At 39.0% G+C, this 17,021-nt stretch carries 16 protein-coding genes; 2 read left to right on the forward strand and 14 right to left on the reverse strand.

Translation table 11 applies throughout. The features are described 5' to 3' along the window. A partial coding sequence (locus RT445_RS17995; RefSeq protein ID WP_313471159.1) for a VOC family protein occupies positions 1–139 on the reverse strand: 139 nt, incomplete at its 3' end. A 125-nt stretch (positions 140–264) separates the two neighbouring features. Here RT445_RS17995 and prli42 point away from each other — a divergent pair. Continuing rightward, positions 265–360: a stressosome-associated protein Prli42 gene (gene prli42 / locus RT445_RS18000; RefSeq protein ID WP_155273190.1), complete on the forward strand. Its 96-nt coding sequence runs from the start codon at positions 265–267 to the stop codon at positions 358–360. A 21-nt stretch (positions 361–381) separates the two neighbouring features. Here prli42 and RT445_RS18005 read toward each other — a convergent pair whose 3' ends face one another. The 10 genes from RT445_RS18005 to RT445_RS18050 all read right to left on the reverse strand — a co-directional run bounded on the left by RT445_RS18005 (position 382) and on the right by RT445_RS18050 (position 13,519). Beyond that, the gene (locus tag RT445_RS18005) at positions 382–1,392 is read right to left on the reverse strand and encodes an aromatic acid exporter family protein (protein WP_274793603.1); all 1,011 of its coding nucleotides are present in this window, start codon (positions 1,390–1,392) and stop codon (positions 382–384) included. Between the two features lie 151 nt (positions 1,393–1,543). Next, positions 1,544–1,984, reverse strand: coding sequence for a BrxA/BrxB family bacilliredoxin (locus RT445_RS18010; RefSeq protein ID WP_274793604.1), 441 nt, complete (start codon positions 1,982–1,984; stop codon positions 1,544–1,546). Positions 1,985–2,145: 161 nt separating this feature from the next. Beyond that, complete coding sequence (gene meaB, locus RT445_RS18015) at positions 2,146–3,243, reverse strand: methylmalonyl Co-A mutase-associated GTPase MeaB (RefSeq protein ID WP_274793605.1); 1,098 nt, start codon at positions 3,241–3,243, stop codon at positions 2,146–2,148. After that, on the reverse strand, positions 3,243–5,396 hold the full coding sequence (scpA, locus tag RT445_RS18020; protein WP_274793606.1) for a methylmalonyl-CoA mutase: 2,154 nt from the start codon (positions 5,394–5,396) through the stop codon (positions 3,243–3,245). Before scpA ends, meaB begins: the two co-directional genes overlap by 1 nt. Beyond that, positions 5,393–7,096 carry a methylmalonyl-CoA mutase family protein gene (locus RT445_RS18025; RefSeq protein ID WP_274793607.1) on the reverse strand — a complete coding sequence of 568 codons (1,704 nt, stop codon included), beginning with the start codon at positions 7,094–7,096 and terminating at the stop codon, positions 5,393–5,395. Before RT445_RS18025 ends, scpA begins: the two co-directional genes overlap by 4 nt. A 120-nt stretch (positions 7,097–7,216) precedes the next feature. Further along, entirely contained in the window at positions 7,217–8,560 is a 1,344-nt protein-coding gene (locus tag RT445_RS18030) for a dihydrolipoamide acetyltransferase family protein (protein ID WP_274793608.1), read from the reverse strand. A gap of 167 nt (positions 8,561–8,727) precedes the next feature. Then, a complete protein-coding gene (locus tag RT445_RS18035; protein ID WP_274793609.1) occupies positions 8,728–9,711 on the reverse strand; it encodes an alpha-ketoacid dehydrogenase subunit beta in 984 nt (327 codons plus the stop codon). Further along, positions 9,711–10,727, reverse strand: coding sequence for a thiamine pyrophosphate-dependent dehydrogenase E1 component subunit alpha (locus tag RT445_RS18040; protein WP_274793610.1), 1,017 nt, complete (start codon positions 10,725–10,727; stop codon positions 9,711–9,713). The genes RT445_RS18035 and RT445_RS18040 overlap by 1 nt, the downstream gene beginning before the upstream one ends. Positions 10,728–10,813: 86 nt before the next feature. Further along, positions 10,814–12,241, reverse strand: a complete 1,428-nt coding sequence (gene lpdA, locus RT445_RS18045; protein ID WP_274793611.1) for a dihydrolipoyl dehydrogenase — start codon at positions 12,239–12,241, stop codon at positions 10,814–10,816. Positions 12,242–12,424: 183 nt separating this feature from the next. Next, positions 12,425–13,519: a Leu/Phe/Val dehydrogenase gene (locus tag RT445_RS18050; RefSeq protein WP_274793612.1), complete on the reverse strand. Its 1,095-nt coding sequence runs from the start codon at positions 13,517–13,519 to the stop codon at positions 12,425–12,427. 385 nt (positions 13,520–13,904) lie between these two features. Between RT445_RS18050 and RT445_RS18055 the strand changes: the two genes are divergently transcribed. Next, entirely contained in the window at positions 13,905–14,141 is a 237-nt protein-coding gene (locus RT445_RS18055; RefSeq protein WP_004231186.1) for a DUF2627 domain-containing protein, read from the forward strand. Between the two features lie 47 nt (positions 14,142–14,188). Here the strand turns inward: RT445_RS18055 and RT445_RS18060 are convergent, their stop codons facing one another. The 3 genes from RT445_RS18060 to RT445_RS18070 form a co-directional block, all read right to left on the reverse strand. Next, positions 14,189–14,914 carry a glycerophosphodiester phosphodiesterase gene (locus tag RT445_RS18060; RefSeq protein ID WP_274793613.1) on the reverse strand — a complete coding sequence of 242 codons (726 nt, stop codon included), beginning with the start codon at positions 14,912–14,914 and terminating at the stop codon, positions 14,189–14,191. After that, on the reverse strand, positions 14,907–16,478 hold the full coding sequence (locus RT445_RS18065) for a flagellar assembly protein A (RefSeq protein WP_274793614.1): 1,572 nt from the start codon (positions 16,476–16,478) through the stop codon (positions 14,907–14,909). The genes RT445_RS18060 and RT445_RS18065 overlap by 8 nt, the downstream gene beginning before the upstream one ends. A 308-nt stretch (positions 16,479–16,786) precedes the next feature. Continuing rightward, the coding region (locus RT445_RS18070; protein WP_313471157.1) for a hypothetical protein at positions 16,787–17,021 on the reverse strand (235 nt) is incomplete at its 5' end.

Genomic DNA, 17,021 nt, shown 5'->3' on the forward strand with positions numbered 1-17,021 from the left:
CGTCGATAAATGCCACACGAACCTGTTGAGATTCTACTTCTTCTACTTTCAACAACTTTAAACCTAAAGTTTCTGTATAATATGTAATGCGTTCATCAAGATCGCGCACCGCAATCCCAATATGGTCTACTTTCTCCATGGTGACATCTCCTTCTGTTATGGTACATACTCTATTTTACAGACTTTTTTGTCAAAACTCTACTACTTGAGAAATTTTTCAGATTTGCTAAACTATTTATAAGAAAAGAAGGAGCGAACGAGCATATGAGTAATAAAAAGTTTCAAAAAATTGTTGTTTATAGCATGATAGCGATTATGCTAATCTCATCTCTAGCATTCGGATTATCTATGCTAGTTTAAGGCAAGGCACAAGCGTCCACACTACTGTGGGCGCTCTTTTTTGACCTTTAAACCCTTAAATGATTGCTTTATTTCTAAATACCTGTCCATTTCCTCTATAAACTGATAGAGGGCTGCCTGGGCGATAAATTGCTCATGATTTTGTGGTAAAGGTAACTGTGAAAAATCATGTTTAACCTGCTCTAACTTTTCTCGATAATGTCGCGCTGTATTTCCAGAGTGAACATGCTCACCAAGGTCTTGTAAAAAATCTGCCACAATTTCAGCCTCTTGTACTATAACAGGTAATGTTGTAATTTTTGGAAGTACTCTTTCAATAATTTCTAACTGCCGCTCACGCATATCAAAATACTTGTAGTAATCATTTTTTCGTCTCATAAAATGATTTTCAACATCTTTAAATGCTAAAGACTTGGCATCATCTAATGTTTTTATCGCTTCTATGATTTCATGCCCATCCCACAGCATATCTCCTTGTCGTAAATAGCTTGCAATTTCTATAAAAATCTTACTATAAAGCTCCTCAATTTTAACTCTATAGTAATTTAATTCCTTTTGAATGTCTGGCATATACATATTAATGGCAATTCCCGTTCCATAACCGATAGCCATTAATGCTAATTCATTATAAACAAGTGCCAGCGAAAAACCTTCAGCAGCGTATATATGCATAATAATGACGACACTGGAAATAAATCCGTCTGCAACTTTTAACGACACGATGGTTGGTATAAACAGTATTAACATACCCGCTAATGTAAGTGGATGATAAGCAAAAAGCTCAAAGCTCACAAAAGCAAAAATCATCGCAATAATACTTGAGACCAATCGTGTATATGCTGCATAAATGGATTTCTTTTTCGTAGGCTGCACACATAATATGGTTAGAATACCAGCAGATGCATACGAGGCTAAATCAAAATATTGAGCAATGGCAATTGCAATTGCTGCACCGATTGCTGTTTTTAACGTTCGATAGCCGATTGAAAACTTCTTCAGGCCGACTGCCTCCCATCCTTTAGTACTCTTCACTCATATAGCTAATCATTTAGCCAATATTACAAAAATTTTAATAATAACGGAACTCACTATATATGGAGATAAGTAGGTAGCCTACATAGATAAAGTTATCTATGTGGCTATTCTACTTACATTTAATGATTTTTCTTATACAAGAATAGAATTACAGTTCGTCACAGTATTCTTCAAAGTTAGCTTGTAAATTTGTTACAACTGACATTGGGTCATGCCCTTCGATTTCATAGCGACCAACTTCGGCTACTACTTGTCCATCCTTTAAAAGCACGAATGATGGTGAAGAAGGTAAGTGATCTTCCCCGAAATGATAACGTGCTGCTGCAGTAGCTTCTTTATCTTGCCCTGCAAATACTGTTACTAAATGATCTGGGCGTTTATCGTAATGTACGCATTGTGCAGCTGCTGGACGAGCAATACCACCCGCACAACCACATACTGAGTTAACCATAACTAATGTAGTACCTGGGCGAGCAAACGCCTCTTCAACAGCTTCTGGTGTTTTAAGTTGTTCGTAACCAGCTGCCTCAATTTCAGCACGTGCTGTTTTTAAAATTTCCTGCATAAATAAATCGTAATCCATATTCATATAGCGATAGCTCCTTTCAAGTCGGCGTCATTTTAGCTTTATTTTATATAGTTGGTATTTGACGCTCATACATCTCTTATCATAGCAGTTTGCAAAGAATTTGTGCACCTTCTTGCTCAACACAAATCACTTGATTTTACTAAGATTTCAATATGACTAGTTTACTTGTCTTCCTGCTCTTCGCTAAATAAACGATCAACACCCTGTGTGACTGTCAATTGTCCGCTTAAAATTTGGCGTTCAAGCAGCTGTACATGGGCTTTTCGCTGTGGATTCCCATAAAATAAATCAATTAGATGATCAGTAATCATAGTTTGGAACCACTCTTTTGTTTGATTTTGACGTCGAGTAGCCCAATATTGATTGTCTTCCACAATTTGTTTGAATTGTTCAATTGTCGCCCAAACCTTATCAAGTCCCCGTTTTTCTAGTGAACTCACTGGCATCGATGTTGACATCCAACCAGGTGTGGCAGGCTGTAAAAAATGTAAAATTTGCTTATACTCTGCAACTGTTTTTTTGGCTAAACGAACATTATCACCATCCGCTTTATGCACGATAATGGCATCCGCTAATTCCATGATTCCTTTTTTCATGCCTTGCAGCTCATCGCCAGCCCCTGTTAAAACGAGTAATAGGAAGAAATCAACCATCCCACGGACATAGGTTTCACTTTGCCCAACACCAACGGTCTCAATTAAGATCACATCATAGCCAGCCGCTTCACAAACTAACATTGTTTCACGTGTCTTTTTATGAACACCCCCTAGGGTACCTGCTGATGGGGATGGACGGACAAATGCAGTAGGCTTCTTGACGAGCTCCTCCATGCGCGTTTTATCCCCAAGAATACTTCCTCCGGATAATGAAGAGCTTGGATCAATCGCAAGGACAGCAACTCGTTTCCCCATTTCACAAAGCATTGTTCCGAAAGCTTCAATGAAGGAACTCTTCCCTGCTCCTGGAACACCTGTAATGCCTATTCGAATACTATTCCCTGTATGCGGGAGCAGCTCCTGTAATAGCTCTTGTGCTTGCACTTTATGGGTTGCATTAGAGCTTTCTATGAGGGTAATGGCTTTTGACAAATGGGTGCGAGAGCCCGCACGTACCTGTTGTGCAAGCTCTCGTATATTCAAATTGTCGGCCTTTTTCTTTCGGAATTTTTTCGGTGTACCATATTGCATACCGTCGTGAGTTGCCTCGACTCCGTCCATGACAAATAGCGCACTGTCTTCCATTTCTTTATTTTTGTCCATTATTCAGACACTTCCTCATAGCCTAAACGTTTGTAGATTTCTTCTATAATTTTTTGTGCGGATACAGGAATTACTGTACCTGGTCCAAAAATAGCTACTGCGCCGGCATTATAAAGGAATTCATAATCTTGCGCTGGAATAACACCGCCAACGATAATGATAATATCTCCGCGTCCTAATTTTTCAAGCTCTGCAACCAATTCAGGGACCAATGTTTTATGACCTGCTGCTAGAGATGATACCCCAATGACATGAACATCATTTTCAACAGCCATTTGAGCTGCCTCGGCTGGTGTCATAAATAATGGTGAAATATCCACATCAAAGCCTAAATCAGCATAGCCTGTTGCAACAACTTTAGCACCACGGTCATGTCCATCTTGTCCCATTTTGGCTACTAAAATACGTGGACGACGACCTTCATTTTCAAGGAATTCTTCTGTCATTTGTTTTACTTCTGCAATTTGCTCCTCATCAGAGAAGTTTGCAGAGTAAACACCAGAAATAGAGCGAATTACGGCCTTATGACGTCCAGAAACCGCTTCGATGGCATCAGAAATTTCACCTAAAGAGGCACGTGCACGCGCTGCATCCACTGCTACAGCAAGTAAGTTTTCTTCCCCATCTTGAGCAGCTTTCGTTAAACGAGCTAAATGTTTTTGCACTTCCGCTTCATCTCGAGCTGCCTTCATTGCTTCTAAACGTTCAATTTGCTTTTGGCGTACAATTGTATTATCGATATCGAGAATATCAATTGGCTCTTCTTTTGCTAAACGATATTTATTTACCCCGACAATGGTTTCCGTTTTAGAGTCGATTTTCGCCTGACGTTTAGCCGCGGCTTCCTCGACTTTCATTTTTGGAAGTCCAGTTTCTATTGCTTTGGCCATTCCGCCAAGGGCTTCAATTTCTTCGATTAGTGCCCAAGCGGATTTTGTGATTTCGTCTGTTAATTTCTCGACGTAGTATGAACCACCCCACGGATCAATCACTTTCGTCATCGCTGTTTCTTCTTGTAAAAATAGCTGAGTATTACGAGCGATACGGGCAGAGAAATCGGTTGGAAGAGCAATTGCTTCATCTAGTGCGTTCGTATGAAGAGATTGTGTATGCCCCATCGCAGAAGCATTCGCTTCGATTAGCGTACGTGCAACATTATTAAATGGATCTTGCTCGGTTAAAGACCAACCAGATGTTTGTGAATGTGTTCGCAATGCTAATGTTTTTGGATTTTTTGGATTAAACGTTGACATCATCTGTGCCCAAATACGACGTGCTGCGCGCATTTTAGCAACTTCCATGTAATAGTTCATGCCAATTGCCCAGAAGAACGATAGTCGAGGTGCAAATGCATCAATATCAATCCCTGCTTTTAACCCTGTACGTACATATTCCAAGCCATCTGCTAATGTATATGCAAGCTCAATGTCATTCGTTGCGCCTGCTTCTTGAATATGGTAACCAGAAATCGAAATAGAGTTAAATTTAGGCATATACTTTGCTGTATATTCAAAAATATCTGCAATAATTTTCATCGACATAGCTGGTGGGTAAATATATGTATTACGCACCATGTATTCTTTTAAAATATCGTTTTGAATCGTACCTGCTAATTTCTCTGGAGTTACCCCTTGCTCTTCCGCTGCTACAATATAGAATGCAAGAACTGGTAATACTGCTCCATTCATTGTCATAGAAACGGACATTTGGTCTAACGGTATTTGATCGAAAAGGATTTTCATATCCTCAACAGAATCGATAGCTACACCAGCTTTCCCTACATCCCCCGTTACACGTGGATGATCTGAGTCATAGCCTCGGTGTGTTGCTAAGTCGAATGCTACAGAAAGCCCTTTTTGCCCCATTGCCAAGTTTCGTTTGTAAAAGGCATTAGATTCTTCAGCAGTTGAAAAACCTGCATATTGTCGAACTGTCCACGGACGAGCTACATACATGGTAGGGTATGGACCACGTGTATTAGGTGCAATACCAGCTACGTCGTTTAAATGTTTAGCTTCCTTAATATCTTCTTTTGTATAGATATCTTTAATTTCAATTCCTTCATTCGTCATAAATTTGTCTTCAGACGCTTGAGGTGCTTCAGTTGTTAAAACTTTTTCTATTTCTACTGCATTAAAATTTGGCTTGCTCATCGTTGGACCTCCTTCATGCTCGCGAACACAGACTGTAATTTTTCAATGATATTCTGTCCTGCGAAAATAAAGCCGTTTAAGCCATTTGCTAACCATGCTTCTTCTTCGTCTTTAAATTTACCAGCAACATCTACTATCACATCTGCTGGTTTATTAGCTAAAATGGCTGGTACAAGCTCTTTTGTATCTTCATCATTACCTGCAATCACCACATATCTAGCCTCTGTTGCCTTTAGCCATGCTACTGCCTCTTCAACAGTTGTTACTGGCTCGCTTTTTTCGGGAACTAGGCCAACCGTATTTAAGAAACCAGCTACAAAATCGGCACGTGGCTTAGCGCTTTTTAATGTACCTATTGCTAGAATGCCTGTTTGGACATGGGCTGCTGTCATTTTTCCACGCAGATTTTCAAATGGAATGGCGATACGCTTAATGTCGGCAAATAATGGATTTGTTTCCTGTTCAAGGGCATCGGCTGGATTAGCATAAATGTTTGTTCCAATTAATGATTGCTTGCGTGTTTCTGCAGCATTTATACGAGTTCGATAGGATTTTTCTATTTCCTCTGCCAGCTTACCAGATGCTGTGTATTCATCAATTCCACCGGCTGCCTCAATTTCTAAAAATAATGCCCATGCTTCTTTCACAAAGTCCGCTGTTAACGACTCAATGAAATAAGAACCGCCTGCAGGATCAGTTACTTTCAGGACATTTGTTTCTTCTTTTAAAATTAATGATACATTACGGGCAATACGAATAGATTGCTCCGTAGGCTTCGTTAATACATCATGTGGATGAACAGTAAAGAGGTCGGCACCACCGATTAATCCCGAAAGCGCTTCATTTGAAGAACGCAATAAATTGACATAAACATCTAATTTAGAAAAGCTTCTTAACGATGTCTCGGCAACTGTTGGGATTTTTACATTGTTTGACACACCATAAGCAGATGAGAACGCTTTCCAAAGTACTTTAAAAGCACGAAGTTTTGCAATCTCCGTAAAGAATTGTGTATCAATAGCAAACGAGACAAAAAACTTCTTCGAAAAGGCTTCAAAGCTATCTTCCTGCTCGGCAAATTTTGCTGCTAATGCAAGTGCATAGGCTAATTCTTGTACTGCATTGGCACCTTCATTATGATAAACAGTTGTATCTGCACTGACTGAGCGCACGCTCGGAAAAGCACCTAAAGAAATAGGATCTTTCGAAACAATGAATCCTTTAACTGCCTCTCGTTGATCCTCTACTATATGATCGAATACTGCTAATAATGGGTCTTTTGAATTTTGAATAGTAATTTTAAATGAATATTCAGAGAAATATGATGCTAATTTGACCAATACTTCTTCTGTCCAAACAAAATTCACACGGCTATCAATCGTAATAATTTCATTGCCTCGTGCTAAACTATCTTCAAGTTGAGCAAAAAAAGCTTCACTTGTATCAGCATGAATTTGCTGTGCCACCTGAAAAACTTGATTATTTTGTTGTGAACGGATTGTGGCAACTTGTAAATCAAGCTCTTCGCCAAGCTTTGCTACTAAGCTTTCTTGTGTGTAAAGTGGCTGTAGTGTAACACCTTCATTTGTTTTCGTAAATAGTGACTCAAATGGTTTCCCTTTTAAAGCTTTGATTGCTGCATCTTGCCAGTCTGAATAGGCTGGTATTTCAAATTCAATATTTTTCATGTTGTTTGACATGCGGACGCTAATCAGCTTCCCCCCTTAGTAGTTTCTATTTGTTATTCTACATGACAAATAGCGACTCGAAAAGCATAAAAAAAATCGGAAACCTTTATACAGCAGGTTTCCGACGAGTCATCAGTAGACTGACGTTGAAGATTTATTCGTATTTTCGAGTATTTCTTTTACTCTATTTAGGAATTTGCCACATACAAGTCCATCAAGTACTCGATGATCTAATGATAAACATAAATTCACAATATCACGAGCAGCAAACATTCCACCTGGTAAAACAACTGGTTTCTTTACAATACTTTCCACTTGTAAAATTGCTGCTTGTGGGTAATTGATAATACCCATTGATTGAACTGAGCCAAATGCTCCCGTATTATTAACTGTAAATGTACCACCTGTGATGTCATCCATTGCCAATTTTCCTGTACGAACTTTTATTGCAAGCTCATGGATTTCTTTAGCAATTCCTTTAATGGATTTCTCATCAGCGTGTTTTATAACAGGGACAAATAAGGCATCATCTGTCGCTACCGCAATCGAGATATTGATGTCATGCTTTTGGATAATTTTATCTTCTGCCCACATCGAATTCAACATTGGGAACTCCTTCAAGGCTTGAGCAACTGCTTTTACAAAGAAGGCGAAATATGTAAGATTAAAGCCTTCTTTTTGCTTAAATTCATTCTTTAAGCTATCACGGTAAGCTACTAAATCTGTTACATCCACTTCCATCATCATCCAAGCATGTGGCGCTTCATGAACGCTTCTTACCATATTATTTGCAATGGCACGGCGCACTTTCGTCACTGGAATTTCAATATCTCCTGGGTGAACAGGTTGTGCTGGTGCTGCTGGTTTTTCTGCTTGTTGCTGCTGAGCTGGTGCTACAGTAGCATCTGATGTTGTTTGAACAGCTGATGGTGCTGGCACGACATCATTTGCTGTTGGAATATTGCCAGTTTCAATGAGCTTAAGCAGATCTTTTCTTGTAATACGACCACCCTCGCCTGTTCCTGTTACTTGATCGAGTGCAATATCATGCTCCTGGGCAAGACGAAGAACAGCTGGTGAGTAGCGCACTTTATCCTTGCGTACTTCTTTTGGCGTAGCTGAAGGCGTAGGAGCTGGTTGAGGTGCCTCCTGCTTCTTTTGAACCCCTGCATTTAAAATAGCTGAGCTTACTGAAGATTTTTTTTCTTGAGGCGGTGGTGGTAATTCACCTTCCCCTGCTATTTCAATAGAGCATACGACGGCTCCAACTGGTAATGTTTGACCTTCTTGCGCGATAAGCTCCGTAATAACCCCTTCAAATGAGGATGGGATTTCTGCATTTACCTTATCTGTTACGACCTCTGCTAGTGGATCATATTTTTTAACTGTATCTCCAGGCTTTACAAGCCATTTTTCAATTGTACCTTCTGTTACACTTTCACCGAGTTGAGGCATTGTAATATTTTGAACTGACATCCTTTATTCCTCCCATCAATTAAGCCTAGGCGTCATTGTATCTAATGTCGCGCTAAATCATAAAACATAGATAGGCAACAAGACAGATTTTGACTATTTTATGATCAAGTCAAAATCTGTACTTCCGTCTAAGGCTTTCATTTTTTTAAACAGCCTTGTGTGATTTACTAAAATGCCGCAAGTTCTCGCATTGCACGTTCAACTTTTTCAGGATTAATCATAAAATATTTCTCCATTGTTGGTGCATATGGCATAGCTGGCACATCAGGTCCTGCTAGACGTTGAATTGGTGCATCAAGCTCAAATAAACAATGTTCTGCAATAATTGCTGCAACTTCACTCATGATACTACCTTCTTTATTATCCTCTGTAACAAGTAAAACTTTTCCTGTTTTACTTGCTGCTTCAATAATCGCCTCTTTATCAAGTGGATAAACAGTACGTAGATCAAGAATATGAGCAGAAATACCATCAGCAGCAAGACGTTCCGCTGCTTGTAGAGCAAAATGTACAGCTAAACCATAGGTAATAACTGTTACATCATCCCCTTCACGTTTCACATCTGCCTTACCAATAGGTAATGTGTAATCGTCTAATGGTACTTCACCTTTAATTAAACGGTACGCACGTTTATGTTCGAAAAATAATACCGGATCCTCATCACGAATAGCTGCTTTCAGCAGGCCCTTTGCATCATAGGGTGTTGATGGAATGACAATTTTCAAACCAGGTGTACCAGCAAAAAGTGCTTCTACAGATTGTGAATGATAAAGCGCCCCATGAATGCCACCGCCAAATGGTGCACGGATGACCATTGGACATGACCAGTCATTATTAGAACGGTAACGAATTTTAGCTGCCTCCGAGACGATTTGGTTAACAGCTGGCATAATGAAATCGGCAAATTGCATTTCAGCGATTGGACGCATGCCATACATCGCAGCCCCGATACCTACCCCAGCTATAGCACTTTCTGCAAGAGGTGTATCAAGGACGCGGTATTCACCAAACTGATCATACAGACCCGTAGTTGCTTTAAATACACCGCCCTTACGACCAACATCCTCCCCTAAAATGAAAACACGTTCATCACGTTCCATCTCTTCCTTCATTGCCAATGTAATCGCATCAATATAAGACATTACTGCCATTACACGTCACCTCCGTCCACTGGTGCATAAACATATTTAAGTGCATGCTCTGGTTGTGCATATGGAGCCGCTTCTGCATAATCTGTTGCTTCATTAACTTCAGCCATAACACGCTCTTCAATTTCAGTTCGTATTGCTTCTGTCATAACGCCAGCATCCATTAAATACTTTTCGAATAATAGAATCGGATCTTTAGCCTTACCTTCAGCAATATCTTCAGCCGTACGATATTGACGGTCATCATCATCTGATGAATGGGCTGTTAAACGATATGTTACCGTTTCAATTAAGCTTGGCCCTTCCCCATTACGTGCGCGGTCTGCGGCTTCTTTCACCACTTTATACACTTGTAACGGATTTTTCCCATCAACTGTCACTCCAGGCATTCCGTAGCCAATTCCACGATCAGATACTTTGGCACAGCCTAATTGACGTTCTACGGGTACTGAAATAGCATATTGATTGTTTTCTACCATAATAATAACTGGTAGCTTATGAACACCTGCAAAGTTTGCTCCTTCATGGAAGTCCCCTTGATTGGATGAGCCTTCACCAAGCGTAACGAAAGAAACAAAATCTTCTTTTTGTAGACGTCCAGCCAGTGCAACACCAACTGCATGTGGAACTTGCGTTGTAACAGGAGATGACCCTGTTAAAATACGATTTTTCTTTTGACCAAAGTGACCTGGCATTTGACGACCACCAGAGTTTGGATCTTCTGCTTTTGCAAAAGCAGACAACATCAATTCTTTTGGTGTCATTCCAAAATGTAATACAACACCCATATCACGATAATAAGGTGCGATATAATCCTTGTTTTTATCAAGTGCAAAGGCTGCTCCTACTTGTGCGGCCTCCTGCCCTTGACAGGAAATAACAAACGGAATTTTACCAGAACGGTTTAATAACCACATACGCTCATCTAATCTTCTGGCCATTAACATTGTTTCGAACATAGCAAGTACATCTTCATTTGACAAACCTAATTCTTCATGTTTGATTTGAACATCTTGCATACGAACACCCCTTTCGTATTATAGAGAAATAACTATCTTATCCTATATCCCCACTTTTGGATAGTTTAGCTAAGAAATTCAGAAAATTAAAAATGGATAGCACGATCATCTACTGCCAAAGCAGATTCCACTAAAACCTCATTTAAGGATGGATGTGGATGAATAGCCTGACTAATTTCCCAAGGTGTGGCATCCAATAATTTCGCTAACGATGCTTCCCCAATTAAATCTGTTACATGCGGTCCTACCATATGAATACCTAAAATATCATCTGTTTCTTTATCAGCGATTATTTTGACAAAGCCCTCAGTCTCTCCATTTACAAGAGCCTTACCAATGGCCTTAAACGGAAACTTACCGATTTTTAAAGAATGGCCATGCTCTTTTGCAGCACCTTCTGTTAAACCAATGCTTGCAACCTCTGGATAAGAATAAACGCATTTCGGTACATTGAGAGCATCCAATGTCTTTGTTTTACCTGTCGCTATGTGCTCAATGGCTGATAGACCTTCATGAGAGGCAACATGTGCTAATTGTAAGCCACCAATGACATCTCCAATGGCATACATATGGGATTCCTTTGTTTGATAAGAATCATTCACTTTAATAAAGCCGTTTTCAACTTCGATTTCCGTATTTTCTAACCCGATACCTTGCGTATTCGCTTCACGTCCTACACAAAGTAATAATTTATCCGCCTCAAATATTTCTTCCTGATCATTCACTTTCGCCGAAATGAAAACGTTATCATTTTCAATTTTGAAGGTAGTAGTATCTAATCGAGCATTCGTAACGATCCGAACACCTCGTTTTTCAAGTTGCTTCGTCACTTCTTTTACAACGTCTGCATCTTCTGCAGGTAAAATAGATGGACCATATTCTACAACCGTTACATATACACCAAAATCACAAAGCATAGATGCCCACTCAATGCCAATTACTCCGCCACCGACGATTAATAATGATTTTGGCAAGCTTGCTAACTCTAAGGCATGATCTGAATTTAGTACGTATTGCCCATCAACTGTTAAACCGGCCATCCCTCGAGGCTTCGAGCCAGTTGCGATCACAACATTTGTAGGAACAAGCATTTCATTCTCATCACCATTGGACATTTCAACAGAAATTGTGCCTGGCATTGGTGAGAAAATAGATGGTCCTAAAATTCGCCCTGTGCCGTGATAAACATCTATTTTGCCTTTTTTCATCAGTGTATTCACACCTTGGCTTAATTGCTCTACGATTGCTTGTTTTCTAGCTTGAACTTTGTCAAATTGAAGTGTCACGCCTGCAATATCGACACCATATTCACTAGCCGTTTTATTGGCCATTCGATATACTTCTGCACTTCGAAGTAAGGCTTTACTCGGAATACAGCCTTTATGCAAGCAGGTACCACCTAAACGCTCACGTTCAACAATTGCTGTTTTCAAACCTAGCTGCGCAGCTCGGATGGCTGCAACATATCCGCCGGTACCGCCACCTAGAATGACAACATCATAATTTTGAGCCATGTTTATTCCCCCTTTTGAGAAAAGTGCTAAAGTCTCTATTTACTTAACAATCACTTTGCCAATTTTTTAACGTCCGTTTTTGCTACAGAAAAACTTTAGCTTCACTTTATTCATGGTCTTTTTTCTTGTTGAAAATTAGAAGAAGTCGACAATGCGACTTCTATAATGTTTTTACTGTGTCTATTAGCGACCGTGTAAAATATTTTTTTCATTTTTTAAGAATTGGCTACGAGATTTTGCTACGCGAGCAATGCGTTCCTCTGCTAAGCGATTCGCTGCCACATATGTTGGAATGCCATCTCGTTTTGAAATCGCAAAGATTTTTTCAATACTATCATAAATTCCATCCACGCGTTTCATTGCACGTTCACGATTATAACCATATAATTCATCTGCAACGTTAATAACGCCACCAGCATTGATAACATAGTCTGGCGCATAAACAATACCTAATTCATGTAGATAGTCACCATGACGTGAATCTTTTAATTGGTTATTAGCAGAACCAGCAATTACTTTGGCTTTTAATTGTGGAATTGTTTCATCATTTAAAATGGCACCTAAAGCACAAGGTGAGAAAATATCAACTTCCTGTGCATATATTTCGTCTGGTGCTACAGCCATCGCATCAAAGTCATTGACAACTCGGTCAATTGCAGCTTGATTGATATCTGTTACAACAAGTTTTGCCCCTTCATTATGTAAATACTCGCAAAGCTTGTAGGCTACATTTCCTAGACCTTGTACAGAAATTTTTAATCCTTCTAATGAATCGGAACCGAATGCTTCTTTTGCAGCCGCTTTCATACCACGGTAAACCCCATAAGCTGTTACAGGTGATGGATTACCTGAAGAACCGAATGCAGGAGAAATTCCTGTTACATAATTTGTTTCCTCATGGATTAAATCCATATCTGAAACAGTTGTACCTACATCTTCAGCAGTAATATAACGTCCATTTAATCCTTGGATGAAACGACCTAACGCACGGAACATTTCTTCGTTTTTATCTTTAAATGGGTCTCCAATAATAACCGTTTTTCCACCGCCAAGGTTTAAACCAGCTGCAGCATTTTTGTAAGTCATTCCTCGTGCTAAACGCAACGCATCTTCAATAGCATTTTCTTCCGATGCATATGTCCACATTCGTGCTCCACCTAGTGCTGGTCCTAGTGTTGTATCATGGATAGCGATAACCGCTTTTAACCCTGATGCTTCATCTTGGCAAAATACCAATTGTTCATAATCATACTTTTCCATATACTTGAAGATTTCCATGAAACTCGCCCCTTTGCTTTGGAAAGTGCATCCCCAAATGCCCATCCCATCATGTTTTGTCTAACAATCTATTCCTCTTAGCGTTATCTCTTAACTAGCTCTGAACCCCTCTTATTCAGTAGGTGTTTAGACCCCAATGCTTGAAGAAAAAATTGTTTAGTAATGGATAATATTGCTCCACTTATTTTTACAATACTGACAAATTCACAATTTCGCAACTATTATTACATATTCTTATTTAAGTAAGAATTTTCTAAACATTCAGTTACAAATGCTACTTTCTGTCCCTCCTCGTTTTTATGCGAAAATATTATATTCGTTTCTACCTTCCTTGACATTCCACCATCCACAGGTACAATTAATCATAGGAATAAGGAGGGGTAGTATGGCCCGTTTAGCTGCATTTATTGTAATGCTTATTCCAGGTCTTATGGCTGCAGGTGGCATTAAATTTATGCGTGATACATTATTTGGTAAGCTTATTTCGCCATTCCCATTTTTATGGCTACAATTTGTAGTTGGTGTTATATTCTTCGTGATAGGCTTTGGTTTTTTCGCAGGATTTTTACTACATCGCGACAGAAAAAATGGAAAAGTAGCACCACGCTTCCAAAAGAAATAAAAATAGCTATCCAAATAAGTCACACTCGACTTACTGGATAGCTATTTTTATACACGTTCTTGTACTGCGATGACTTTATCAGGATAATCCGTAATCCATCCAATGACAGCATGATGTGGATTCGTTAAAAATAGTTCACTGCCATCAATCGCATAAAAACGACAGGCTTTTTCATTTATAACACAAGCCTCCAAGTATCTTGGTTTATAGTACCTTTTATGCATATGCACAGTATCAGCTGCTTTATAATCAGCTAGAAGATCCCATTTGATTTTTTTTGTGGCTATAAGGGCCGTTTCAAATTCCGGTCTATGTTTTTTAACAATCTCTAAAAGCTCATAGTGAAAGGATGAAAAATGACTCCCCTCTGGCAGAACTAACCCCTGTAGGAAATTAATCAGCCCTCTCTTATTGTCTAAGATGGTTGATTTTAATTCAATATTCAATGGCATCTGATGCATATTTGCCCACACTAAAACTGCCTCAAATGCCGGCATTTTATACGATGAAAATAGACGTCTCCAAGGCTTGCCAAGTTTAAAATGTAGAAGCTCCTCCATCGTACAATCGCTCACCAGTTTATTGCTGCCCACAAGTCTTGATAGCTGTGGATCGTGATACACTACGGGTAATCCCTCTTTAGAAAATTGAATGTCTAATTCAATGCCATCAGCCCCTAGCTCCATCGCCTTTTCAAAAGCTTGAAGAGTATTCTCTAGTGCATAAGCAGAAGCACCTCGATGTGCAAATACAGGAATACAAGAATTAGACATTGAGCTCACCAAATTCTAGCAGGAATTTACCATTCGTCATTTTGCTTAATAACGATGACTTTCTGCCAATTTGAATATAAGTACCTGGATGTGCTTCTTTTGTCACTACAATCTCTTCTTTCCCTACATGGCGCATTTCATCCATTAATAGCTTAATTTCACGATCTAACTCCACTGCTTCAGCTTTTAATTTGGTTAAGGCTTGTTTTGTCTCTTCAAATGAAGCAGTTTGTTCTTTAGACATCTGATTGAGAAATGGCAATAGACTTTTCATTTTGTTCTCATGTGCTAAAATTTCTGCTTGCAACTGTTTTAACTGGGCTGCTTTTTCTTGCATGACTGAATTATTTTCTTGCTTATTGATGCTTTCAATGATTAAATCCGTTCGGCGTTCTAGACGGTTTCCAGAAATGGCTGTGACGATCGTATTTTTTGCTACTGCTCGCCCACCAATGATTTTACCTTTTCGTTCATCAACATAAATAGAATGGGCAGAAAGCTGTGATCCTAGCGCATAAAAACCAATATGAATACTATCACCTGCAAATAAATTCGCTTCATTGACATGCTTAACAAATATATTGCCACCCGCTTCCACTACTGTTGAACCAAGTCCAAAAATCCCTCCCCGAATATAAACATCCCCCTCTATGGATTTAATCAATTTGGCACCGCTTACACCTTCGGCACCATCGATTGAAATATCACCAGTTGCAATAACCGTATAACCATTTGTTACTGTTCCTTTAATACTGAGAGAACCATTAAATTCTAGGTTGCCTGTTTCCACGCCAACATCACCGTTTATAGGAAGGTGTCTGTTTACACCAATCATTCCTTTGACATCATCTAAAACACCCGCAATTTTAGAGCGAATGACGATTTTCCCGTCCTCTTCCACTTCATAGGCCGATTTTGTGTCGTATTTAATAGGAAAATCTCTCCCAGGTACAGCAGCGACTACTTCACCAAGCACGTTTTTTCCTGGTTTACCTAATGTAGCAGGAATCTTTTCACCAAGCCACGAGCCTTCTGAAATTTCTGAAATAAAATTCATATCATAGTAATCGGCTTTACCGTCTTCTCGAATGACCGGTTTTCTCTCCGGTTTAGGCAAATATGTAATTTGTGCATCCATCCCTGCTATAGGTTGTTCGCCTTGAGCAATTAAAAATGCTTTTCCTGATTCAGCCTTTGAAATATCAAAGTCTACTATTCCGTAAACAATTCCTTTTTCTTCAAGTGTTTCTCGTATTTGCTGTGTCAATTTTTCTTTATTATTTTGAATATACTCTTGTGTTTCATATATAAAAATAGAGGCTGACATTTTATCACGTGCGATCTCCGCTTCAACATTCGGAAGCCAGCGTCCAATTTCAACTGGGCTTGTGTTTGGGGTTGATAACACGTTTTTTAAAATTGAAAAATTAGATAATTTAAGTCGTGGATGACTACGTAGGATGCTATCAAATTCTTTTAATGGGAATCCGGCACTAAAAGTAAGCATAAATACCTTGCCATTTTCTTCAGAAATTTCAAAGTTGTCATTCCGAACTAGAATCAAGCTACCTCCTCCTTCCCTCTATATGTAAGTATATACAATCCCCTTACATTTGTTTAGAGACCATTGTCACTACCGAGAAAGAAAATAGTACTACTCAATTATTAAAAAATCCGCCAAAAATTTCATTCCAACAAATAAAATTAAACAATTTTAACTATTTAAATGTTTATTTATCTGCTTTTTTATTAAATTTTCCTTTTAATTCAAAGTAATTCCATTTAATTATTTTGGAGGAATAGTATGCTATGGAAAGATAGCAAGTGGGTTCATCTCTATTAATAGTAGTTTTATATAGGTATTTTGAACCTTTAGTTATTCAACAAGCTACCTATACCTCCTTCAATATGGAAAGTGCAGCCTAGTTGAGCTAATTGCTCATGAGTCATATAGTGCATACTAATTTTACCATCTAATGCTAAACGTACCTCAAATAGTTCCTCCCCAATTTGCGTTATTTCTATCGAATTCATTCCATCTAGTTGGAAATTTACACTTTTCATTTTCATCACCTGTTTTAGTATAACGAATACAATCGCAATGAGT

This window comes from Lysinibacillus sp., assembly GCF_032093475.1.
Classification (GTDB): domain Bacteria; phylum Bacillota; class Bacilli; order Bacillales_A; family Planococcaceae; genus Lysinibacillus; species Lysinibacillus irui.